Here is a 21,656-nt window from a genome sequence, read left to right as displayed (position 1 = left end):
CGAAACGGAAGGATGGACCCATGAATCAGCATTCCCGGAAAAACTATGAAACGATCCGCGTTGCCGTCATTCGGGCGCGCTGGCACGCCGACATCGTCGACCACTGCGTTGCAGCGTTCGAGGCGGAACTGGCGGTTCTCGGGGAGAAACGCTTTGCCGTCGATGTCTTCGACGTGCCGGGTGCCTATGAGATTCCCCTGCATGCAAAGACCTTGGCCCAGACCGGTCGCTATGCGGCGATCCTCGGCGCGGCGTTTGTCGTCAATGGCGGCATCTACCGCCATGAATTCGTGGCGGGCGCTGTCATCGACGGCATGATGAACGTGCAATTGTCGACTGGCGTGCCCGTGCTTTCGGCGGTGCTGACGCCGCACAACTACCATGACAGCGCGGACCATCACCGCTTCTTCTTCGAGCATTTCAAGGTCAAGGGCAAAGAGGCGGCCAGTGCCTGCGTGCAACTGCTGGCGGCACGCGAACGCATCGCGGCATGAAATCTCCGTCGCGGGTGGAAATCCCGGTAAGGCGCTGTAGTATCTCACGAAAACCAGGGAGGATGCTGGTGCAGACCAAGAAGATCATCAATGACGGTAACCGCTCCGTCGACGAGATGCTGGAGGGCATCCTGGCTGCGCATCCGCGCCATCTCAGAAGTGCGGAGGGAAGTCCGCGCTCCATCATCGCCCGCGACGGCCCACGTCCCGACAAGGTCGGTCTCGTCATCGGTGGCGGCTCGGGCCACGAGCCGACCTTCCTCGGCTTCGTCGGCAAGGGGCTGGCCGACGCCGCCGCAATCGGCAATGTCTTCGCCTCGCCGCCGCCGGACCCGATCCTCGAATGCGCCAAGGCGGCCAGCGGCGGCGCCGGCGTGCTGTTCATGTACGGCAACTATGCTGGCGACGTGATGAACTTCGACATGGCCGCAGAGATGGCGGCGATGGACGACATCGAAGTGCGCACCGTGCTGACCACCGACGACGTCGCCTCGGCGCCACGCGACCAGAGGCAGAAGCGGCGCGGCGTCGCCGGCAATTTCTTCATCTTCAAGGCCGCTGGTGCAGCCTGCGACCGGATGCTGTCATTCGATGAATGCGAACGCATTGCCAGGAAGGCCAACGATCACACCTTTACCATGGGCGTGGCACTGTCGCCCTGCTCGCTGCCGCAGACCCGCCGGCCCAATTTCGAGATCGGGCCGGACGAGATGGAGATCGGCATGGGCATTCATGGCGAACCGGGCATCGCGCGTGGAAAATTGAAAACCGCCGACGAGATCACCGACGAGATGCTGGACAAGATCCTCGACGAGATGGCGCCGGCGCGCGGCGATAAGGTCGCCGTGCTCGTCAATTCGCTCGGCTCAACGCCGCTGATGGAGCTCTACATCATGAACCGGCGGATCAAGCAGAGGCTCGATGACATCGGCGTTTCCGTCCACGCGACCTGGGTCGGCAATTATTGCACCTCGCTCGAAATGGCCGGCGCCTCGGTGACGCTGATGCATCTCGACGGCGAATTGCAGGAGATGCTCGACCATCCCTGCGACTGCGCCATGTTCCGCGCCGGCTGAGAGAGCATCATGACATCCACCGATACGGCCAAATTGAAAAGAATGTTCGATGCGATCGCCGCGGCGATCGACGCCGACAAGGACAGGCTCTGCCGGCTCGACGGCGTCATCGGCGACGCCGACCATGGCATCGCCATGGCACTAGGCTTCGGCGCTGTGCGCGACACGCTGGACCAGATCGATGCGTCGACCGAGCCGACGGCATTGCTCAACACCGCGGCAAAGTCGTTTCTCAACGCAGTCGGCGCCTCGTCGGGCCCGCTCTATGCGACCGCCTTCATGCGCGGTGCCGCCGCCGTCAAAGGCAAGGCAATTCTGGAGGACGCTGACGTCATCGCCATGTTCCGGGCGATGGCACAAGGCATCCAGGATCGCGGCAAGGCCGAGCTCGGCGAAAAAACCATGGTCGACGCCTGGCTGCCGGCAGCGCAGGCAGCGGGTGCCGCGAAGCAAGCCGGCAAGAGCCTGTCCGAGAGCCTGGATGCGGCACTTGCCGCGGCCGAAAGCGGCGCCGAGGCGACCAAGGACATGATCGCCACCAAGGGCCGCTCTTCGCGTCTCGGCGAGCGCTCGCTCGGCCACGTCGATCCTGGCGCCGCGTCGGCCGTGACGATCGTCAGGGCGATGCGGAACAGTCTGGCTTAGCCCCGCTTCGCCGCGTCGAGCCTGTCGATGGCCTGGACATTGCCGGCCGATGGTCCCTTCTCATCGAATTCCGATGCGAGCCAGGCGTCGACGATCGACTTGGCCAGTTCCGGGCCGATGACGCGCGCGCCCATGGTGATGATCTGGGCGTTGTTGGATTTCGCGGCGCGCTCTGCCGAATAGGTGTCGTGGGTGAGTGCGGCGCGAATGCCGGGGACCTTGTTGGCGGATATGGATACGCCGATGCCGGTGCCGCAAAACAGGATGCCGCGATCGTTCTCGCCGTCCAGGATGGTCTGGGCGAGCTTCTGCGACAGGTCGGCATAGTAGCCCGCCTGGCTGAGGTCGTTGACCGTGAGGCCGGGCTTGGTAGCGAGGTGAGCGGCAATGACGTCGAGCAGCGGCTTGCCGGCGCTGTCGGCTCCAATGGCTATTTTCATGTTCGGTTTCCTTCCAGTTCGATGCTTCAGATCGCCGCCGAGGCGCGTTTGAGGATGTCGATATAGCCTTCCGCCTGCCAGGCGGAACGGCCGATAAACAAGCCGTCTATATTGGGCTGGCCGACCAGTTCGGCGGCATTTTGCGGATTGACGCTGCCGCCATAAAGCACCGGCGGCACCACCGGCAGCAGGTCGCGGGCGATTTTCTTGATCAGCGCCTGCTGCCTGTCGGCATAATCAGAACTGGCCGGCACGCCCTTGTCGCCGATCGCCCAGACCGGCTCATAGGCAAACAGGATCGTCGCCGCCTTCGCCGCCCCTTCGAGAAACTGCAGTGCGCCGTGCACCTGCAGGGCCAGCACCGCAGCGGCCTGCCCGCTGTTGCGTTGAGCCAAGGTCTCGCCTACGCAGATGAGTGGCACGAGACCGTGCTTCACCGCCGCTGCAGTCTTCAGCCCGACAGCCTTGTCGGTCTCGCCGAAATGCTCGCGCCGTTCGCTGTGGCCCAACTCTACCATATCAAGTTCGCAGTCTTTCAGCATTACCGGCGAGATCTCGCCGGTCCAGGCACCGGCGTCGGCCCAATGCATGTTCTGCGCGCCGACCTTGGTGCGTGTCGGCGACAGCGCTTTCTTGACCTCGCGGACCGCCGTGAATGGCGGGATGACGAAAGGCTGAATGCGCTCGTCGAAACCGGGGACGAACTCCGCCAGCGCCTCGGCGAAAGCCATCGCCTCGGCGAGCGTCTTGTTCATTTTCCAGCTGGTGCCGACCCAATAAACCATACGCGCCCTCCTACTCTGCGATCACCGTCAGCGAAACGCCAGCGCCATCCAGTGCGGCGCGCATCTGCGGCTGCGGCTCGCGGCCGGTGAAGACCATGTCGAAGGCCTTGAGATCGGTCAGGAAGTGCAAGGCGGTGCGGCCAAACTTGCCGTGATCGGCCAGCAGATATTTGCGCGCTGCTGCGGCCATCATCAGCCGTTTGGTCTGGACCACTTCCTGATCTTGGTGAAAGGCAGAGGCACCATGGATGGCCGATGAAGACAGGAAGGCGACATCTGCGCGTAAAGATTTCAGCGTGTCTTCGGCGAGCAGGCCGAAGAAGCCGTGGAACTTCTTGCTGTATTGGCCGCCAAGCGCAATCAGGTTGATGCCCGCAACGCCCGCCAAATCCTGGATGACAGCCAGGTTGTTCGAGATCACCGTCAGCGGACGCAGATCGGCAAGGTGCCGAGCAACGCCGCCCGCAGTCGAGCCGTCGTCGATAATCACCGTCTGGCCCGGTTCGATCATCCTCACGGCGGCGACGGCGATGCGCTTTTTCTCGTCGCCAGCCAATCTCTGGCGGTAACGGAAATCGCTCTCGAAAAGGCTGCTCGGCTGGATCGAGGCGCCGCCGCGCACCTTGCGCAGAAAGCCGCTTTCCTCGAGCTCGTCGAGGTCGCGGTGGACGGTCATCTTCGACACGCCGAAGCGTGAGGCAAGATCGTCGACACTGGCGGTGCCGATGTCCATCAGAAAATCCATGATGCCTTGCCGACGGCCGTCGCTCTTCATTTCCGCGGTTCCTCGTACACCCCGGTTCCGAGATATAACGGCAAACGTCGCACAAGCCACCAACTTTTTTGTGATAATGTTACATCTCTATGGGATATCATGACGCTTCTGGTCGCGTGCTGTAACAAGAATTGCTGCCGGCCGAGCGACCAGCGGTTGCGGTGCCGCGGAAATCCGGCCAGAAGCATCAGGGGCTCGACGACAACCGAACAGCCCGCAAACACTGGCTAGAAACCGGATACGGGAGACTACTGAGTGGCTCGCATCACACTGAGACAATTGCTCGATCATGCCGCCGAATACGGCTATGGCGTGCCTGCCTTCAACATGAACAATATGGAACAGGGCCTCGCCATCATGGAGGCAGCCGAGGAGACCAAATCGCCGGTTATCCTGCAGGCGAGCCGCGGCGCGCGAGCCTACGCCAACGACGTGGTGCTGGCCAAGCTGATCGACGCGCTGGTCGAAATCCATCCCGATATCCCGGTCTGCATGCATCTCGACCATGGCAACAACGAAGCCACTTGCGTCACCGCGATCCAGCACGGCTTCACGTCGGTGATGATGGACGGATCGCTGAAGGAAGACGGCAAGACGCCGGCCGACTACGCCTATAATTCCGGCATCACCCGCCGCGTCGTCGACATGGCGCATTGGGGCGGCGTCTCGGTGGAAGGCGAGATCGGCGTTCTCGGATCGCTGGAGATGGGTGGCGGCGAGCAGGAGGACGGCCATGGCGTCGAGGGCGTCATCAGCCACGACCAGCTGCTGACCGATCCCGTGCAGGCCGAACAGTTCGTGCGCGACACCCGTGTCGATGCGCTCGCCGTCGCCATGGGCACCAGCCACGGCGCCTACAAGTTCAGCCGCAAGCCCGACGGCGCTGTGCTCGCCATGAACGTCATCGAGGAAATTCACCGCCGCCTGCCGAGCATGCATCTCGTCATGCACGGCTCGTCCTCGGTGCCGGAAGAGCTGCAGGAGATCATCAACAAATATGGCGGCCAGATGAAGCCGACATGGGGGGTGCCGGTCGAGGAGATCCAGCGCGGCATCAAGCACGGGGTGCGCAAAATCAACATCGATACCGACAACCGCATGGCGCTGACCGGCGCGATCCGCAAGGTGCTGACCGAGAACCCGAGCGAATTCGACCCGCGCAAATATCTGACGCCGGCAATGGCCGCCATGCGAAAGCTGTGCAAGGAGCGTTTCGAGCAGTTCGGTACCGCTGGCAACGCACCGAAGATCAAGCCGCTGCCGCTGTCGGAAATGGCCAAGCGCTACAAGTCGGGAAGCCTCGATCCGAAATTCGGCTGACGTTCTGGATGAGCAGGAGCCGCATCGCTCCTGCTCATCCCATCATGCTCGTGGCAAGAGATCGGCCCTGCCGGTCTCGATAAATGGTGCCCAGTAGTCGACCGACTCGCGGATCATGGCGATGACCTTGTGGTCGACGGGCTCGCGCTCGCGGAACGACAATTCGAGGCAGATCTCGTTGTCGACGCCGCCGCCACGGCGAATCGTCTCCAGCAGCTTTTCCGGTGTGATGCGGCCGTCCTTGTTGTGGGCGGCAATGAACGGCCAATGGCCACCCTTGTTCATCGACGACTGCTTGACGTGGATGATCGGTGATTGCTTTGGAAAGGCTTCGGCCCAGGCATAAGGGTCGATGTCGTCCGGATTGCTCGACGTCACGTCGCCATGGTCGATGTCGACCATCATCTTGAGCGGGATCGCCATCCCTGCCGCATCGATCTCGCGCTGCAGCGTCCGGCAGCTCTCGATCGTATGGCCGAACTCGCGGCCGACCGACATCGGCTCCCAGAACAGGTAGATCAAGCCGGCGGCCCGGGCATGCTCGGCAACCTCGCGCCAGCACGCCAGCGCGATGTCGAAAAGCCGCGCGCGACGTTCAGGATCGTCGTAATCCCGGTGGGTGAAGATCGCGAACTGCGTACCCATGCCGCCGGCGCCGAGCTCGGCCGAAATTTCGGCAAAGGTCTTGAACCAGTCGACGTAGTAGCGCCGCACGTCGGCATCGGGATGGCCGAAATGATTGAGCCGCCCGTAAGGGCCGGTCATCGCCGAGGTCACGCGCACCCCGGTGCGATTGAGAGCGGAGCGGAACAGGCGGGTGAATTTGGCGATCGTTGCCGCCGGCCAGCCGGGATTGATGAATTCATGCGTGAGCTGCACGTCGCGGATGCCGATGTCGTAGGCGATCGTATCGATCAGGTCGTCCGGCTCGGCAAAACGGTTGACCAGCGGATTGGTGTTGAGGGACAGCGTAAAGGCCATCAGCCGGCCTTCGCCAGCCGATTCGAACACCAGTCCTCGAACGCTTCTCTCTCCGCGCTGGACAGATGCAGGCCGTGCTTGGTGCGTCGTTCGAGAATATCGGCCGCGGTCTCGGCCCATTCGTGCTCGAGCAGGTAGTTGGCTTCGCGCTCGAAAAAATCCTTGCCGAAGCGCCGGCCCAGTTCGGCGAGCGAACCGGCCGCGCCGACCAGATCACGCGTCCTTGTGCCATAGAGCCGGCCATAGTGCTTGACCAGGGAGGCGGGCATCCAAGGATATTCGTGGCCGAGGTCACCGAGGAACTGCTCGAAATCGGCATTGGCGATATCGCCGCCCGGCAGATGCCCTTTCGAGGTCCACGGCTTGCCCATCTTCGGAAAGAACGGGGCGATGCGGTCCAGCGCGTGCTCGGCCAATTTGCGGAAGGTGGTGATCTTGCCGCCGAAGACGGAAAGCAGCGGCGCCTGCCCTGCCGAAGCGTCGAGTTCGAAAATATAATCGCGGGTCACCGCACTCGGATTGTCGGCATTGTCGTCATAGAGCGGCCTGACGCCGGAAAACGAATGAACGACGTCGCCGCGCGCAAGCTGGCGCTTGAAGTAGCGGTTGACCACCTTGATCAGATAATCGATCTCGCCGGCATCCGCGGTCACGTCTTCCGGCCGCCCGTCATAGGGGATGTCGGTGGTGCCGATCAGCGCCAGATCGTTCTGGTAGGGATTGATGAAGATCACGCGCTTGTCCCTGTTTTGGACGAGATAGGCCTGTCGCCCTTCCCAGAATTTTGGCACGACAATGTGGCTGCCCTTGACCAGGCGCACGTTCCGCTTGGAGTTCTGGCCGGCCACGCGGTTGACGATGTCGTTGACCCAGGGACCGCCGGCGTTGATCAGCGCCCGTGCCCGGACTGTGGTCCTGACGCCGGTTCGACCGTCGCGCATCTCCACCGACCACAGGCCGCTTTCGCGACGGGCGGCAATGCAGGCGGTTCGGGTGAATATCCTAGCCCCACGCTCCGCGGCGTCGAGCGCGTTGATGACGACCAGGCGGGCGTCGTCGACCCAGCAGTCGGAATATTCGAAGCCGCGCTTGAAGGCGTCCTTGATCGGCGCGCCTTCGGGTGCGGTGCGCAGGTCGAGCGTGCGGGTGGCCGGCAGCCGCTTGCGGCCGCCAAGATGATCGTAGAGGAACAGGCCGAGCCGGACCAGCCAGGCCGGCCGGTCATCGGGGCTGTGCGGCAGCACGAAGCGCATAGGCCAGATGATGTGCGGCGCGGATTCGAGCAGCACCTCGCGCTCGATCAGCGCCTCCCGCACCAGACGGAACTCGTAATATTCGAGATAGCGCAAACCGCCATGAACGAGCTTTCCCGATCGCGAACTGGTGCCCTCGGCGAGATCGCCTTTTTCGCAAAGAATGACCGACAGGCCACGGCCCGCCGCATCGCGCGCGATTCCGGCGCCATTGACGCCACCGCCGATGACGAAGAGGTCGACGATTTCGGTTTCACCGTTCATCTCGCTCGATGCCCTGTCGTCAGCATGGATTGACCGGAGGCAGACCGGCGATGAAGCGGCGCACTTCCTCGGCCGCCTGCTCGGCCGCATAAGTCACCGTGCGCACCGACGCGCCGGCGATATGCGGCGTCACTGTCACGTTCGGCAGCTGCAGCAAGGGCCAGTCGGCAGGCACCGGCTCGACGGCGAACGTCTCCAACATGGCACTGCCGATCTGTCCCGAGACGAGCGCCTCGTAGAGTGCATCGTAGTCGACCAGCGGTCCTCGCGCGGTATTGACGAAGATTACGCCTGGCTTCATCCGGGCAATAGCGTCCTTGCCGATGAGGCCGCGCGTCTCTTCGGTGACCCGGGAATGCAGCGTGACCACATCGGAGCGCGACAGCAGATCGTCCAGCGCTACCAGATCGACGCCGGCATTGCGGTCCTCGACGCTCAACTGCACATAGGGATCGGAGACCAGGATGCGACAGCCGAAAGCACGCAGCAGCCGAACCAGCCTGGTGCCGATATTGCCATAGCCGATGACGCCAACGGTCATTTCGTTGAGCTCGCGGCCGGTGCGGTCGGCGCGGTAGAGATCGCCGCGCCACTCGCCCTTGCGCAAGGCTTCGTGGCCGACACGGATCAGCCGCGTTTCGGCGAGAATGGCACCGATGGTGAACTCGGCCACCGCGCTGGCGTTGCGGCCGGGCACATTGACCACCGTGATGCCATGGGCCTTGGCGGCAGCCATGTCGATGTTGATCGGCCCGCCGCGCGACACCGCAACCAGCTTGAGTGTGGGCAGGCGCTGCATCATAGCTTCGGAGAGCGGCGCAAGCTGGGTAACAAAAATTTCGGCATCGCCGATAAAATCGACCACCTCGTCCGGATCGCCGAAATACTCCTTGACCTTGTCGAGGCCGAGCGCCGCATTGCCGAATTGCATCGGCTCGTCGGGCCAAGCGGTCTCAACGGTGCGGATGTCTAGATTGTCGCCGCAGGCCGCCTCGATTTTCTCGCGAAACACGTCCGGAAGCATGAAGCGGTCGCCGATGATCGCAATTTTCTTGGGCATGCTCTTCTCAATTCACGTCGGTTTGCCTGGACGCGGCCAGCGAACGCCAGACCGGCCGCAGCGCCTCGTGCGCCAATGTGTAGGACGGAGCCATCGCCTCATAGGCAGCGGCAAGCTTTCGGTCGCTGGGCTCGGCCGCACGGAGCAACGGTGTGACCCATTCACTGACGCAATCGTCCATGGATGCGTACTGGCCGACGCAGACCGCAGCAATCATTGCGGCGCCCGCCGCACCGGCCTCCTCGCGCTCGCTGGTGCGAATGTCGGCGCCGATCGCAGCACCCAGGATATTGCGCAGCGCCGGGCTCCTGGCCGCTCCGCCGGTCAGGCGGATTTCCTTGGGCAGCGGCCCCATGGCGGCGTAGCAATCACGTGCCGCGAAAGCCAGCCCCTCGAACACCGCACGAACCATGTCGGCATAGCCGTGCCTGGACGAAATGCCGATGAAGCCGGCCCGGGCATTGGCATCGACGAACGGGCCGCGCTCGCCAGCCTCCGAGACATAAGGCTGGTAGAGCAACGAGCCTGGCTCGGACGACGATATCCACTGCTCGACCAGCGCGATCATCTCGCCATTGGTCCGTGTGATACCTTGCGAGGCGAGAATGCCGGAGGCGAGGCCAAGGACCCAGTCGATATTGAGTGTTGCCGCCATGTTCGACTGCATCTGCGCAAAGACGCCCGGCGCCGGCATCGTCATCGTGTAGCCGGTTGCAGCCTCGTTGAGCAGAACCTCCTCCGGCGTTTCGGCAAGCCGCATATGCATTCCGGTGGAGCCAATGATCGAGCATCCCGGCTTGCGCTCGCGATCGAACAGGCCGGCGCCAAGCGCCGTGCAGGCGACATCGACATAGGCCAGAACGACCGGTGTGCCGGCGAGCAGACCGGTCGCTTTGGCGGCTGCCGCCGACAGCGAGGTGCTTTGCCTGGTGCCATCGACGATGGGCGGCAGTAGATGCCGGAGATCGGTGACGCCGAGTACCTCGAGTACATCATCTGAATAGCCGCGCGTGCGGAAATCGCCGAAGGTAAAGGTGCCCTCGGACGGGTCGGTGGCGCGGTGGCCGGTCAACTTGAAATAGAGCCAGTCCTTGCAGTGGAAGGCCGTCGCTGCATTGGCAAGCATCGCGGGTATGTGGCGCTTCATGAAGACGAACTGCGATCCTTGCTGGCAGGCAGCGAGCCCGCTGCCGGTCTTTTCGAAGCGCAGCCGGTCCTCGGGCCGCGCGCGTATCTCCTCGACGACCGCGGCAGCGCGCGCGTCGAGCCACAGCCAGCCCTTGGCCACCGGCTCACCATCCTTGTCGATCAGCCAGGTGCCGTCGCCCTGCCCGGTCACGGCGATGGCAATGGTCCGGCTGGCGAGATCCGGCACCTTGTTGGCAAGCTCGCGCAAGGTCGTCGCGGTATCGGCCCAGGTGCGTGTCAGGTCCTGCTCGGCGCCGCCGCCCGGCAGTGTCTCGTACTTGTTGGGCAGTGCGGCGGCCGCGATCTGCCTGCCCGCCGTGTCGAAGGCGACGGATTTGATGACAGACGTGCCGGCGTCGACGCCGATCAGCACATCCCGCATCAGGCAAGCTCCGTGCCGTGCGAAATGGCGTCACCGCTCGCCTGATCGAAGACGTGCAGGTTCTTTGGATCGATGCTGACCTTGATCGGCGCCCCGAGCTCCAGGCGGGTCCGGTCATGCTCGACCAGAACCAGCGAACCGCCGGCGAAATCGGCGGCGATATGGGTCTGATCGCCGAGCCATTGATTGGCCGAAACCGTGGCCGGCACGCCGTCCTTGGAGCGGCGGACAGCATAAGGCCTGACGCCGATGACGACGCGCTGCCGGTTGAGCAATTCGTCGCGAACCGGGCCGCTGAAGGCATCCTTGTCGTAGTCCAGCGAAAGCCCGTCGGGCAGCTTGAGACTGATCTTGCCGTCAGTCGTGCCGACATAGGCTTCGAAGACATTCATTGGCGGCTCGCCAACGAAGGTGCCGGTGAACAGGTTTGCCGGCCGCTCCTTGATCCTGTCAGGCGTATCGAACTGCTGCAGCACGCCGCCTTCCATAACGGCAATACGGTCGGCCAGCGCATTGGCCTCCGTCTGGTCGTGGGTGACCAGGATCGCGGTCAGGCCGCGCTCCTTGATGAAGTGCTTGATGCGGCCGCGCAGCACAGCGCGAAGCTGCGGCTCGAGTTGGCCCATCGGCTCGTCCAGCAGGTGCAGGTTGGCTTCGCGGATCAGCGCCCGGCCGAGGCTGGCGCGCTGCTGCTGGCCGCCGGAGATCGAGCTCGGATAGCGCTCGAGAATGTCCTCGATCTCAAGCAGCTTGGCGATATGAGCAACCTTTGCATCGACCGCGCTCTTAGCCAGCCTGGCAGCCTTGAGGGCGAAGGCCATGTTCTCGCGCACGGTCAGCGGCGGGTAAAGCGAATAGCCCTCGAAGGCCATCGCGACGTTGCGCTTGACCGGCGGCAACGTGTGCACCTTGCGGCCGGCAACCGAGATTGTGCCGCGCGAGACCTCTTCGAAGCCTGCGATCATGCGCAATGTCGAGGTCTTGCCGCAGCCGGATGAGCCGAGCAGTGCCACGATCTCGCCCTTGGCGATTTCCATCGTCAGGTTCTTGACGGCGTGCACGCCGCGGTCGATCGGACCGTAGAACTTGTCGACGCCCAAAATGGTGATTGCGCTCGGGCTCATGCCGCTTCTCCACTGCGCAAATTGACGACATTTTTCGAGCCGATGCGCTCGCCGCTTGCACGATCGAACAGCACGGCGCTTTTGCTGTCGACAGCGATATGCGCCCTGCCCTCGGATTGACCCGGTATCCCGGACGGACGCGAGACCAGGATTTCACGGCCGCGCACGGTGCGCACCAGTGTGACGATCTTCTCGTTGAGCGGCGTCTCGGCCTCGACCGTCACCGGGATGGCGCCGGACGTGCCTTCGTCAACAAAGGCCAGCGCCTCCGGCCGCAAGCCTATCACGCAGTCACGGCCGACCGCCGCCTCATGCGCGCCGGCCAGATGGACCTGGACATTGGACAGGCCGACATAGACGCCCTTGGCATCCCGGGACGGCTTGACGTCGAGCAGGTTGATGGTCGGGTCGCCGAACAGTCGGGCGATCTCGACGTTGGCCGGCTCGCGATAGATCTGTTCGGGCGTGCCGAGCTGTTTCACGACGCCTTGCGACATCACTGCGATGCGATCGCCAAGCGCCATCGCTTCCTTGTAGTCCTGGGTGACGTAGACAACGGTTGCGCCACGATCGGCGAGCAGCCTTGGCAGTTCGAGCCGCATTTCGAAGCGCAATTTGGCATCGACGTTGCGCAAGGGATCATCGAGCAGCAGAAGCGGCGGCGAGCCGACCAGGGCGCGGGCAAGCGCGGTGCGCTGCTTCTGGCCGTTGGACAGCGCCCGCGGTTTGTGGTTGAGCACATGGCCGATCTTCAACAGCTTGCCGACGCTCTCGACGCCGGTCTTGATCGCGCCCTGCGACGAATGCTTCGCCTGCAGCGGCGTGGCGATGTTGTCGAAAGCCGTCATGTGCGGGAACAGCGCGAAGTTCTGGAATGCCATGCCGACGCCGCGGAACTCGGCGTCGACGTCGGTCATGTCCTCGCCGCCGATGAGGATCTTTCCCTCGTCGGGGTCGATGACGCCGGCGACCAGCCGCAATAGCACCGTCTTGCCGGCGCCGGACGGCCCGAACAGGACCAGCGTTTCGCCGTCGGCGACGGTCAGCGACAGATTGTCGAGAACGGTCTGGCTTTTGTAGCGCTTGACGATGTTTCGCAGTTCGAGGCTTGCCATCGGACTATCCTTTCACCGCGCCAAGCGACAGGCCTTCGACGAGATAGCGCTGCGCATAAAGCGCGAGCGCCAGCGTCGGCGTGATCGACAGCACGATCGCAGCTGAGATCTGGCCGTACTGGATGCCGGAGGAGGTGATGAAGGCCAGCGCGCCGACCGTCACCGGCTGCTTGTCGGCCGAAGCGAGCACCAGCGCAAAGACGAAATTGTTCCAGGCGAAGATGAAGGCGAGCAGGCCGGCAGCGGCAATGCCCGGCCCGGCGAGCGGCAACGCGATCTTGCGGAAGGTGGCAAACCAGGAATGGCCGGCAATGCGGTAGGCGTATTCGATGTCGGCCGGAATATCCTCGAAATAGCCGCGCACGATCCACAGGATCAGCGGCAGACAGATCAGCTGGTAGACCCAGATCAGCCCGATATAGGTGTTGGCCAGCCCGAGCTTCTGGAAATAAAGGGTGAGCGGCAAAAGCACCAGCAGCGCCGGCGCGAACCGGAACGACAGCAGCGTGAAGGCGATGTCCTCCGAGCCGCGGAATTTGTGCCGTGCAAAGGCATAGGCTGCGGGAACGCCGAGCAGCAGCGCGACGGCAACCGAGGTGACCGACAGGAAGACGGAATTCCAGAGATTGCGCATGAAGGCGATGTCGAGCGTGCCGGCTGCCGTCATCAGCTTGCCTGTGATCAAGGCGGTGTAGTTGGCGAGCGTCGGCTCGAAGACAAGCTGCGGCGGGATCCGCAGGATTGTCTCATTGGTCTGGAACGACATCATCAGGATCCAGACGATCGGGAACATGAAGAAGATCACGACCAGCGCCAGGGCTATGCCACGCAGGATGCGTTCGAGAAGGGAGGTGTGTTCCATGCCAGCCTCCTATGCATGGCCGCGGGCGCGTTCGCGCAGCCGCAGCCAGTTCTTGATGAAAATGTTCGAGAGGAAATAGGTGATCGCCCACAGGATGATCATCAGTGCTGCCGAGCGGCCGACATTGGTCGACTGGAAGAAGTTGAGATAGGCCTCCACCTGGAAGACGGTCAGCGTATCGCCCGGCCCGCCTTGGGTCATGGCGTAGATGATGTCGAACTGCTGGATTGAATCGAGCAGGCGGAACAGCGTCGCTGTCAGGATATAGGGGGTCAGCATCGGCAGGGTGATTCGGAAGAAGACGAAGCTGCGCGGCACGCCGTCGAGTGCTGCCGCCTCGAAGGGCTGCGTCGGCAGGCTGCGCAGTCCGGCAAGCAGCAGGATCATGATGAAAGGCGTGTAGACCCAGATGTCGACAAGGACGACGGTGAGCAATGCCGTCGACGGAGACGAGGCCCAGCGGAAATCCTGCAGCCCGATCAGGCTGGCGAGATAGCTGAGCACACCGAAGCCGGGATTGGTCATCAGCTTCCACATCAGCGCGGCGAGCGCCGGCGCCGTCATCAGCGGCATCAACAGCATGATCGAGATGAAGTTGTTTAGCGTCGAGCGCTTCTGCAGCAGCATGGCGATGCCGAGACCGAGAAGCAGCTCGAGCACGACGGTGATGCCGGCGTAGAGCAGCGAAATCTCCAGCGTATTCCAGAACTTCGGGTCGGTGAAGAAGGAGATATAGTTGTCGCCCCAGTTGAACTGCCGCGCCCAGGGTTGGCTCAACCGGTAGCGCTGGAACGAATAGACCACCGAGGTCAGGAACGGGATCAGGATTCCGATGCAGACCAGCAGGGCCGGCAGGCTGAGGAGGTAAGGCAGCACACGCTTGCTGATCCTGAAGCCCGACGGCCTGTTTCTTTGTATTGTCGCCGCAGTCATCTGCTGCTCCGTCATCCTGTTGCTTCGCCGTCCCGGCCGCCCAAGGGAGCAAGGCGGCCGGTCGGGCGAGCAGGCGGCACCTTTCGGGACCGCGTCGCAAACGATCACATCTCAAAGGCTGGCCCGCGACGGGCCAGCCTTTGCCGCGCCTTAGCCGAGCCCGGCTTCCTTGAGCTGGCCGTTGATGCTCTCGGCCAGCTTGTCGAGGCCCTCGTCGACCGGCACTTCCTTGGCCACCATCTTCTGCAGCGTCGCCGCCCATTCGGTGGTGAGATCGAAGAACAGCGGCTGCGGAGTGAACTTGATGCTGGCGCCCGGCGCCGAGACGTCGAACATCTCGACATAACCGGGATAGCTCTTGTTCAACTTGTCCCGGAACATCTGGTCGTTCCAGACCGACTGGCGGACCGGATTGACGAAGTCCATCTTGGTCGCACCGAACAGTGCATGCTCGGGTCCGGATGCCCATTGCATGAAGTACCAGGTGGCGTCCTTGTCTTTGGAGAAGTTGGACATCGACAGCGACCAGATCCAGATATTGGGCGTCGGTGCCTTGGCGGCGGGATTGGCCTTGAACGCCGCGAAGGCGAGCTTGCCGGCCATCTTGTTATCGCCGCCATTCATGAAGTAGCCGAGAATGTCGGCATCGTAGATCATCGCCGAGGCGCCTGCACCGAGATCGGTGCCGACCTGGTACCAGGTGTAGGTCGACCAGTCCTTCGGGCCGCTCTCCTGAATCATCTGGACCCACTGTTTGTGGAAAGCCTTGGATTCGGCGGTGCTCATCGCGGCCGACAGCTTGCCGTCAGCCGAGACGTTCAGGTCCTTCTGGTCGAAATTGGCGTAGGCCGACAGGAAGCCCGGGTGGATCGTCGCCCAGGAGCGCGAGCCGCGCACGCCGATGCCGTAAACGCCACCGCCGACGTCCTTGGTGAGCTTCGCCGCCGTAGCGACCATCTCATCCATATTGCCGGGAACGCTGACGCCGACCTTGTCGAACATGCCCTTGTTGTAGGTGATGTTGTTCTGTTCGAAACCCCACGGAATGCACCACTGCTTGGCGTCGTCGGAACCGAGCACTCCGCCAGGCTGGCCGTTCCAGGCGCAGGACTTCCTGACGCCGGGCAGGAAGTCGTCCCAGGCATATTTCGGGTTGGTCTTGGCCGAATCCTTGATCCATTCGTTGAGGTCGGTGATCCAGCCGGCCGGGCCATAGGTCCAGGTCATGTAGGCGCCGGTCATGAAGGCATCGTATTCGGGCGAGCTGGCCGACAGCGCGGCGGTAACCTTGTCGAAATAGACGTCTTCGGGGAACACGTCATAGACGACATTCATGCCGGTCAACTGCTTGAAATTGTCGAGGTTGGCGATCATCGCATCGGCGTAAGGATGCTTGTTGAGCAACAGCTTGATGGTCTTGCCCTTATGCGCCTGCCAGTCGAAATCAGCCGCCAGGGCGCGGGTCTGCCCGAAATTGAGCAGTGTGCCGGCGGTGCTGGCGGCAAGGCCCATTGCACCGAGGCCCTTGATCAGCCCACGGCGGTCGACTTGTCCACGCAGGAACGCGTCGATGAGGTCTTTCTCTTTCTCATGCATTTCTCTTCTCCTCCACAGGGTAGTTTCAACGAAATGGTTGCCGGCTACCCGACCAGCGTCTGTTCCACGAGCGATCGCGCCGTCCGCTCGTCGGTTATCAAGCCTTTGAGATAGCGGCCCTCCAGCACTGACTTGATGGCGCGAACCTTCACCTTGCCGCCGGCGACGGCGACAATCCTGCGGTTGCTGATGTCTTCGCGCGCCAGCGCCAGCGCCCGGTCGGAAAGCGTCGTCGCAACGGCCTTTCCGGCGTTGTCGAAGAAATGCCCGAGCAGTTCGCCGACGCCGCCATTGCGGCGGATCTCCTCCATTTCGCCCTTTTCGATCATACCGGTGGCGACAAGCGAGGCCTCACGCTCGGCGGTGCCGATGCCGGCGATAAGCAAGTCGGCGGACTTGGCGAGGTCGAAGACATCGCTGACGCCCTTCTGCCCGAGCAACACGGTTCGATCCTCGACCGTGTTGGCGAACATCGGTACGGGCATCACATAGGCCTCCGCACCGGTCCGTTCGGCGACGCGGTGGATGACGTCATGCGGATTGGCCGAGAACTTGCGCGTCAGGCCGCCAAGCAGCGAGACGAAACGGATCCGGCCGGCCGATATGCGCGGCAGATACTCCACGCAGGCGGCAAGCGTGCGGCCGTGGCCGACGCCGATCAGCGCCTCTTCGCCGCGTTCGATCTCGCGCTTGAGAAACTGCGCGCCGGCGATGCCGAGCGCCTTGAGCGGCAGGTCTTCGGCATCGAAGTCCGGAACTACCTCGCAATAGTCGAGGCCGTAGCGGCCGGACAACTCGTCCTCAAGCTCCACGCATTCGGAGACTTCGCCGTCGATATAGACTTTGACCAGGCCTTCCTGATTGGCCTTGGTGATCAGGCGATGCGCCTTGAGGCTGGTCAGGCCGAGCCGCTTGGCGACCTCCGACTGGGTCAGGCCGCCGGCATAGTGAAGCCAGGCGGCACGGGCTGCCATACCTGTCTCATCGTCGCGCAGCAGGCCGTTGCCAAAACCAACCATTTCCGCCCTTTGATATTTTTATCAGTTGCTGCAAAATTTTTCACAAGGCGTCGCCCGAGTCAAGCAACCGCTGCGTTTAAATCGCCGACCAGGAGCTTGCGGGCCGGGGTCGATAGGGCCGCGCTACCCAACGGGCAAGAAATCACACCAACCGCGCGCCATTTAAAACGTTTGCAATTTCGCTTGAAGTGATTACAAACGTTTCAAACTTCGTTCGGGAGGAACGATGCCGGCCCGCGTTACCACCCTCAAGGAACTTGCTGCGCAGCTCGGCCTGTCAATCACCACCGTTTCGCGGGCCCTTGCCGGCCACGAGCAGATCGCCTTGAAAACGCGCCAACGTGTCACCGAGGCCGCGCGCCTGGCCGGCTATGTGCCGAATACCGCAGCCCGCACGCTGGTCTCCGGCCGCAGCGGCTTTGTCGGCATGGTGCTGCCGATCCGCGGCCCCAATCTGGTCGATTCCTTCCTCGGCGAATTCGTCACAGGGCTCGGCGAAGGGCTGGTTTCGCACGGCTCCGACCTGATCCTGGCCGCAGCGGCGCAGGGCCAGTCGGAACTTTCCGTGCTTCGCCATGTCGTCGAATCGGGCCGCGCCGACGGGGTCGTCGTCACCCGTATCGCCGAGGTCGACGAGCGGCTTGCCTATTTGCGCCAACGCAATTTCCCTTTCGTCGCGCATGGCAGGCTGCTCGACGGCGACTTTGCCTACCATTGGCTCGATACCGATGGCGCACATGCTTTCGGCGAAGCCTTCGACATGCTCTACGACCTCGGACACCGGCATTTCGGCCTGGTGACGATTTCCGAGCCGATGACGTTTCGCCATCTTAGGCAGGATGGGCTCGCCGCCGCGATCGCCCGCCGGGGCGATCCGTCGGTCAGGCTCGATGTGGCGACGGCGCCGCGTTTCGATCGCGGTGCCCGCATCCAGGCGATCAACCGGCTGCTGCACGCTGCCGAGCGGCCGACGGCCATTGTCGCGCTGTTCGACGAGCTGGCGCTGACGGTCATAGAAGAGGCGGGGCGCGCCGGACTTGCCATTCCTCGCGACCTTTCGGTGATCGGCTTCGACAACATAGCCGCCTCCGCCTATGCGCCGCCGGGGCTGACCACTTTCGACGCCTCGATCCGCCAGTGCGCGCGCGAGATCGGCGAGATGCTGCTGACCGTCATCGGCGACAGGCCGACCACGCCGCTGACGCGGCTGGTGCGGCCGACACTTGTCTCGCGGGCAAGCCATGGCCCGGCACCTACAGGACGGAACTGACGCCTTAGCGGCGCACAACCAGGGAGGAAGATGACGATGAATGCGTTGAGGACATTGGCAGGTGCGGTGCTGGCGTTGTCGCTTGCTGCTGGCGCAGCACAAGCCCAGCAGGTGTTGTTCTGGTCGACACAGGCGCGACCAGTGGAAGAGACACAGAAGATGCGCAGCGAAGTGCTGAAGGGGTTTGACGGCCAGGTCGACTATCAGGTCGCCGAGGACGGGCCCTGGCTCACCCGCCTTCAGGCCGAACTGCAGGCCGGCTCCGGCACCATAGGTGTGCTCGGCGGCCTGCACGGAGACTTCTCCACCGTCGGCGCGAACCTTGTCGATCTCTCTGGCGTCGATCTCGGTGGCGTCAAGGTCAACGACACCTACAAGAAGCTCGGCATGCTCGGCACCGGCGAGCAGAAATACCTGCCATGGATGCAGGCCACCTTTCTGATGGCGGCAAACAAACAGGCGCTGCAATATCTGCCGGCCGGCACCGATCTCAACACCATCACTTATGACCAACTGATCGAGTGGACGAAAAACATCGCTGAAAAGACCGGTTCGCCCAAGTTCGGTTTTCCGGCCGGCCCGAAAGGGCTGAAGCATCGTTTCTTAGAGGGTTTTCTCCTTCCGTCCTATACCGGTTCGATGGTGACCAAGTTCCGCTCGGCGGAGGCCGAGACGGCGTGGAACAAATTCAAGGAGTTGTGGCAGTACACCAACCCGAATTCGACCAACTATGCCTTCATGCAGGAGCCGCTGCTGACCGGCGAAGTCTGGGTGGCATTCGATCACGTGGCGCGCCTCGCCGACGCCTTTAACCAGAAACCCAATGACTTCGTCGCCTTTCCGGCGCCGGCTGGCCCGGCAGGCCGCGGCTACATGCCGGTGGTGGCCGGTGTCGCTATCCCGAAGACCTCGCCTGACATGGACAAGGCCAAGGCGCTGGTCGCCTATATGCTGAAACCGGAAACCCAGATCGCGACGCTGAGGGCGACAAACTTCTTCCCCATCGTCGACGTCAAGCTGCCCGACGACATGCCGGCCTCGGTGAAGGCCTTCAGCCCAGTGATCGCCACCATGACCGGAGCTCCCGATGCGTTGCCGGCGCTGCTGCCGATGGGACTTGGCGGCCTCGGCGGCAAGTTCAATCAGATCTACACCGACAGCTTCGAGCGCATCGTGCTCGGCGGCGAGGATGTGCACGGCGTGCTCGACGAACAGGCGACGGCGCTGAAGGCGATCATCGAACAGGCGAAGGCGCCGTGCTGGGCGCCCGACAAGCCATCGCAAGGCGCCTGCCCGGTTGACTAAGAATCCTCCCTGGGCGTCCGGATTTCCAGCGCGCCGGGCGCCCACCCGTTTTCAAGCGTCGAATAGAGAGCGCTCCATGCACGGCAAGGCCCTTCCCTATCTGCTGCTGATGCCGGCGACGCTGTTCCTCTGCGTCTTCTTCCTCTACCCGTTCGCGCTGGTCGCCTTCGAGGCGTTCACCCGCGACGGCGGCTTTACGCTCGACAATTTCCGCACCATGGCGGGCAGCTGGAAGTTTCCGGTCACTGTCCGCAACACGCTGCTGCTGAGCGCCATCGTCGTGCCGATCCAACTGGTGATGGCGCTGCTGATGGCAACGATGGTGTCGCGGCTTGAAACCGGACGCAGCGCTGCGCTTTACATCTTCGCTATTCCGCTCGGCATTTCCGATCTCGCCGCCGGACTGATCTGGCTCGCCATCTTCGACCAGTCCGGCTTCCTGAACACCTTGCTCTCCAATCTCGGCGTCATCGACAGGCCGGTTATGTTCCTCGGCTACCAGAGCAAGCTGACGATCTTCATCGCCGTGGCGCTGGCCGAGATCTGGCGCGCGACCGCCATCATGATGGTCATTCTGGTCGCCGGCATGGGGCTGATCCCCCGGGAATACTACGAGGCGGCGGAGGTTTTTGGCGCTAGCCCGTGGAAGCGCTTCATCAAGATCACGCTGCCTCTGCTGCGCCCAAGCCTGCAGACGGCGATCATCCTGCGCGTCATCCTTGCCTTTGAAGTCTTCGCCGTGGTTGCAGCACTCGGCGGCACCAATCTGCCGGTGCTGATGGGCGAGACCTACAATTGGCAGTTCACGCTGCAGGACCGCAATGTCGCCGCCGCCATGGCGCTGTTCATCCTCGCCATCTCGATCGGTTTCACGCTGTTCTTCCTGCGGGTGCTGCGTGTGCCGAAGGAAGCGCGGATATGAGCACGGTCGCGGAGCTCCCGATCGCGGCGCCTGAGGCCCGCAAAGCCGGCAACTGGTTGCTGGTCGCCACCGTCATCCTGCTTTGCGTCTGGGTGCTGCTGCCGATCTATCTGTTGATCGTCAACGCGCTGTCGTCGCCGGAAGAGGTGACCGCCTTTCCCAAGCGCTTCTTCCCGTCATTCGATTTCGGCAGCCTTTCTTTCTTCATCAATTTCGCTGGTGTTGCCAAGGCGCTGTGGAACTCCGTTCTCGTCGCCACGCTGACGATGCTGCTCTCGATCGGCTTCGGCGCACCCGCGGGCTACGCGCTGTCGCGCTTCGATTTTCCAGGCAAGGAAACGTTCCGTTTCCTCGTGCTGATGACCCGCGCCTTCCCGCTGCCGCTGCTGGCGCTGCCGCTGGCGGTGATGTTCATCCGCACCGGCCTCGACGATACCGCGATCGGGCTGGCGCTGGTCCACACCACGCTGGCGCTGCCGTTTGCCGTGCTGATCACCTTCTCGCTGTTCTCCGGCATCCCAGTCGAGCTGGAGGAAGCTGCCTGGACGCTGGGCTGCACGAGATTGCAGGCATTCCGAAAAGTCATTCTGCCGCTGGCGCTGCCGGGCATCGCGGCGTCGGCGGTGTTTGCCTTCACCATCTCCTGGAACGAGGTGTTTGCCGCCGCAGTGCTCACCATAGAGAACCGGACGCTGACCGCCTTCCTGCTGCAGAGCCTCGGCGAGTCGCCGCTCTACCTCAAATTTGCCGGTGGCGCGGCACTGGTCATTCCGGCGCTGATCTTCATCTTCGCCGTCCGCAAATATTTGTTCGCCATGTGGGGGATCGCCAATCGATGACGCGCACA

At 63.0% G+C, this 21,656-nt stretch carries 21 protein-coding genes; 8 read left to right on the top strand and 13 right to left on the bottom strand.

What is annotated here, in order from left to right; genetic code table 11:
- The first annotated feature begins 20 nt into the window (after window positions 1-20).
- The 3 genes from NKJ35_RS04870 to dhaL all read left to right on the top strand — a co-directional run bounded on the left by NKJ35_RS04870 (window position 21) and on the right by dhaL (window position 2,215).
- Window positions 21-494 (top strand): 6,7-dimethyl-8-ribityllumazine synthase, encoded by a 474-nt coding sequence (locus tag NKJ35_RS04870; protein ID WP_352645356.1) that lies wholly within the window; start codon window positions 21-23, stop codon window positions 492-494.
- A 68-nt stretch (window positions 495-562) separates the two neighbouring features.
- Window positions 563-1,570 carry a dihydroxyacetone kinase subunit DhaK gene (locus NKJ35_RS04865; protein WP_352645355.1) on the top strand — a complete coding sequence of 336 codons (1,008 nt, stop codon included), beginning with the start codon at window positions 563-565 and terminating at the stop codon, window positions 1,568-1,570.
- Between the two features lie 9 nt (window positions 1,571-1,579).
- The gene (gene dhaL / locus NKJ35_RS04860) at window positions 1,580-2,215 is read left to right on the top strand and encodes a dihydroxyacetone kinase subunit DhaL (RefSeq protein WP_352645353.1); all 636 of its coding nucleotides are present in this window, start codon (window positions 1,580-1,582) and stop codon (window positions 2,213-2,215) included.
- On the opposite strand, the gene derI is transcribed toward dhaL, so the two are convergent.
- Genes derI through NKJ35_RS04845 form a run of 3 tightly spaced genes read right to left on the bottom strand, consistent with a single transcriptional unit; the run spans window position 2,212 to window position 4,215 of the window.
- Entirely contained in the window at window positions 2,212-2,655 is a 444-nt protein-coding gene (gene derI, locus NKJ35_RS04855) for a D-erythrulose-4-phosphate isomerase (protein WP_352505330.1), read from the bottom strand. The genes dhaL and derI overlap by 4 nt on opposite strands.
- 26 nt (window positions 2,656-2,681) lie before the next feature.
- Complete coding sequence (locus NKJ35_RS04850; RefSeq protein ID WP_352645352.1) at window positions 2,682-3,440, bottom strand: triose-phosphate isomerase; 759 nt, start codon at window positions 3,438-3,440, stop codon at window positions 2,682-2,684.
- A gap of 10 nt (window positions 3,441-3,450) precedes the next feature.
- Entirely contained in the window at window positions 3,451-4,215 is a 765-nt protein-coding gene (locus tag NKJ35_RS04845; protein WP_352505332.1) for a DeoR/GlpR family DNA-binding transcription regulator, read from the bottom strand.
- A gap of 255 nt (window positions 4,216-4,470) precedes the next feature.
- Between NKJ35_RS04845 and fba the strand changes: the two genes are divergently transcribed.
- Entirely contained in the window at window positions 4,471-5,535 is a 1,065-nt protein-coding gene (gene fba, locus NKJ35_RS04840) for a class II fructose-bisphosphate aldolase (RefSeq protein ID WP_352476544.1), read from the top strand.
- Between the two features lie 42 nt (window positions 5,536-5,577).
- On the opposite strand, the gene NKJ35_RS04835 is transcribed toward fba, so the two are convergent.
- The 10 genes from NKJ35_RS04835 to NKJ35_RS04790 all read right to left on the bottom strand — a co-directional run bounded on the left by NKJ35_RS04835 (window position 5,578) and on the right by NKJ35_RS04790 (window position 17,312).
- The gene (locus NKJ35_RS04835; RefSeq protein WP_352645506.1) at window positions 5,578-6,516 is read right to left on the bottom strand and encodes a sugar phosphate isomerase/epimerase family protein; all 939 of its coding nucleotides are present in this window, start codon (window positions 6,514-6,516) and stop codon (window positions 5,578-5,580) included.
- Window positions 6,516-8,033 carry a glycerol-3-phosphate dehydrogenase gene (locus tag NKJ35_RS04830; RefSeq protein WP_352645350.1) on the bottom strand — a complete coding sequence of 506 codons (1,518 nt, stop codon included), beginning with the start codon at window positions 8,031-8,033 and terminating at the stop codon, window positions 6,516-6,518. The genes NKJ35_RS04835 and NKJ35_RS04830 overlap by 1 nt, the downstream gene beginning before the upstream one ends.
- Before the next feature lie 19 nt (window positions 8,034-8,052).
- Complete coding sequence (locus NKJ35_RS04825) at window positions 8,053-9,093, bottom strand: 2-hydroxyacid dehydrogenase (protein ID WP_352645349.1); 1,041 nt, start codon at window positions 9,091-9,093, stop codon at window positions 8,053-8,055.
- 7 nt (window positions 9,094-9,100) lie between these two features.
- Window positions 9,101-10,663 carry an FGGY-family carbohydrate kinase gene (locus NKJ35_RS04820; RefSeq protein ID WP_352645348.1) on the bottom strand — a complete coding sequence of 521 codons (1,563 nt, stop codon included), beginning with the start codon at window positions 10,661-10,663 and terminating at the stop codon, window positions 9,101-9,103.
- Window positions 10,663-11,787, bottom strand: coding sequence for an ABC transporter ATP-binding protein (locus NKJ35_RS04815; protein WP_352645347.1), 1,125 nt, complete (start codon window positions 11,785-11,787; stop codon window positions 10,663-10,665). The genes NKJ35_RS04820 and NKJ35_RS04815 overlap by 1 nt, the downstream gene beginning before the upstream one ends.
- A complete protein-coding gene (locus NKJ35_RS04810) occupies window positions 11,784-12,902 on the bottom strand; it encodes an ABC transporter ATP-binding protein (protein ID WP_352645345.1) in 1,119 nt (372 codons plus the stop codon). Before NKJ35_RS04810 ends, NKJ35_RS04815 begins: the two co-directional genes overlap by 4 nt.
- A gap of 4 nt (window positions 12,903-12,906) precedes the next feature.
- Entirely contained in the window at window positions 12,907-13,764 is an 858-nt protein-coding gene (locus NKJ35_RS04805; protein ID WP_023676025.1) for a carbohydrate ABC transporter permease, read from the bottom strand.
- Window positions 13,765-13,773: 9 nt separating this feature from the next.
- Window positions 13,774-14,697 (bottom strand): carbohydrate ABC transporter permease, encoded by a 924-nt coding sequence (locus tag NKJ35_RS04800; RefSeq protein ID WP_254818724.1) that lies wholly within the window; start codon window positions 14,695-14,697, stop codon window positions 13,774-13,776.
- A 150-nt stretch (window positions 14,698-14,847) separates the two neighbouring features.
- Window positions 14,848-16,293, bottom strand: coding sequence for an ABC transporter substrate-binding protein (locus NKJ35_RS04795; protein WP_352645344.1), 1,446 nt, complete (start codon window positions 16,291-16,293; stop codon window positions 14,848-14,850).
- Window positions 16,294-16,337: 44 nt separating this feature from the next.
- Window positions 16,338-17,312 carry a sugar-binding transcriptional regulator gene (locus NKJ35_RS04790; protein ID WP_352645343.1) on the bottom strand — a complete coding sequence of 325 codons (975 nt, stop codon included), beginning with the start codon at window positions 17,310-17,312 and terminating at the stop codon, window positions 16,338-16,340.
- Between the two features lie 226 nt (window positions 17,313-17,538).
- On the opposite strand from NKJ35_RS04790, the gene NKJ35_RS04785 reads away from it, so the two are divergent.
- From NKJ35_RS04785 to NKJ35_RS04770, 4 genes are all read left to right on the top strand, one after another.
- Window positions 17,539-18,582, top strand: a complete 1,044-nt coding sequence (locus tag NKJ35_RS04785; RefSeq protein ID WP_352645342.1) for a LacI family DNA-binding transcriptional regulator — start codon at window positions 17,539-17,541, stop codon at window positions 18,580-18,582.
- A gap of 30 nt (window positions 18,583-18,612) precedes the next feature.
- Window positions 18,613-19,887 (top strand): ABC transporter substrate-binding protein, encoded by a 1,275-nt coding sequence (locus tag NKJ35_RS04780; RefSeq protein WP_352645340.1) that lies wholly within the window; start codon window positions 18,613-18,615, stop codon window positions 19,885-19,887.
- Window positions 19,888-19,963: 76 nt separating this feature from the next.
- On the top strand, window positions 19,964-20,809 hold the full coding sequence (locus tag NKJ35_RS04775) for a carbohydrate ABC transporter permease (protein ID WP_352645339.1): 846 nt from the start codon (window positions 19,964-19,966) through the stop codon (window positions 20,807-20,809).
- On the top strand, window positions 20,806-21,648 hold the full coding sequence (locus tag NKJ35_RS04770) for a carbohydrate ABC transporter permease (protein ID WP_352645338.1): 843 nt from the start codon (window positions 20,806-20,808) through the stop codon (window positions 21,646-21,648). Before NKJ35_RS04775 ends, NKJ35_RS04770 begins: the two co-directional genes overlap by 4 nt.
- Window positions 21,649-21,656 lie beyond the last annotated feature (8 nt).

The organism is Mesorhizobium sp. M0136, assembly GCF_040322515.1.
GTDB lineage: Bacteria > Pseudomonadota > Alphaproteobacteria > Rhizobiales > Rhizobiaceae > Mesorhizobium.
The sequence above is the reverse complement of the archived record's forward strand: the minus strand, read 5'-3'. Positions and strand labels throughout refer to the sequence as shown.

Bases quoted from the DNA above. Each gene is read 5' to 3' on its own strand.
- NKJ35_RS04845 (WP_352505332.1), bottom strand. From the start codon at position 4,215: ATGAAGAGCGACGGCCGTCGGCAAGGCATCATGGATTTTCTGATGGAC.
- NKJ35_RS04810 (WP_352645345.1), bottom strand. From the start codon at position 12,902: ATGGCAAGCCTCGAACTGCGAAACATCGTCAAGCGCTACAAAAGCCAG.
- NKJ35_RS04785 (WP_352645342.1), top strand. From the start codon at position 17,539: ATGCCGGCCCGCGTTACCACCCTCAAGGAACTTGCTGCGCAGCTCGGC.
- NKJ35_RS04870 (WP_352645356.1), top strand. From the start codon at position 21: ATGAATCAGCATTCCCGGAAAAACTATGAAACGATCCGCGTTGCCGTC.
- NKJ35_RS04835 (WP_352645506.1), bottom strand. From the start codon at position 6,516: ATGGCCTTTACGCTGTCCCTCAACACCAATCCGCTGGTCAACCGTTTT.
- derI (WP_352505330.1), bottom strand. From the start codon at position 2,655: ATGAAAATAGCCATTGGAGCCGACAGCGCCGGCAAGCCGCTGCTCGAC.
- NKJ35_RS04805 (WP_023676025.1), bottom strand. From the start codon at position 13,764: ATGGAACACACCTCCCTTCTCGAACGCATCCTGCGTGGCATAGCCCTG.
- dhaL (WP_352645353.1), top strand. From the start codon at position 1,580: ATGACATCCACCGATACGGCCAAATTGAAAAGAATGTTCGATGCGATC.
- NKJ35_RS04795 (WP_352645344.1), bottom strand. From the start codon at position 16,293: ATGCATGAGAAAGAGAAAGACCTCATCGACGCGTTCCTGCGTGGACAA.
- NKJ35_RS04850 (WP_352645352.1), bottom strand. From the start codon at position 3,440: ATGGTTTATTGGGTCGGCACCAGCTGGAAAATGAACAAGACGCTCGCC.
- NKJ35_RS04775 (WP_352645339.1), top strand. From the start codon at position 19,964: ATGCACGGCAAGGCCCTTCCCTATCTGCTGCTGATGCCGGCGACGCTG.
- NKJ35_RS04820 (WP_352645348.1), bottom strand. From the start codon at position 10,663: ATGCGGGATGTGCTGATCGGCGTCGACGCCGGCACGTCTGTCATCAAA.
- NKJ35_RS04815 (WP_352645347.1), bottom strand. From the start codon at position 11,787: ATGAGCCCGAGCGCAATCACCATTTTGGGCGTCGACAAGTTCTACGGT.
- NKJ35_RS04780 (WP_352645340.1), top strand. From the start codon at position 18,613: ATGACGATGAATGCGTTGAGGACATTGGCAGGTGCGGTGCTGGCGTTG.
- NKJ35_RS04830 (WP_352645350.1), bottom strand. From the start codon at position 8,033: ATGAACGGTGAAACCGAAATCGTCGACCTCTTCGTCATCGGCGGTGGC.
- NKJ35_RS04825 (WP_352645349.1), bottom strand. From the start codon at position 9,093: ATGCCCAAGAAAATTGCGATCATCGGCGACCGCTTCATGCTTCCGGAC.
- NKJ35_RS04800 (WP_254818724.1), bottom strand. From the start codon at position 14,697: ATGACTGCGGCGACAATACAAAGAAACAGGCCGTCGGGCTTCAGGATC.
- NKJ35_RS04790 (WP_352645343.1), bottom strand. From the start codon at position 17,312: ATGGTTGGTTTTGGCAACGGCCTGCTGCGCGACGATGAGACAGGTATG.
- NKJ35_RS04770 (WP_352645338.1), top strand. From the start codon at position 20,806: ATGAGCACGGTCGCGGAGCTCCCGATCGCGGCGCCTGAGGCCCGCAAA.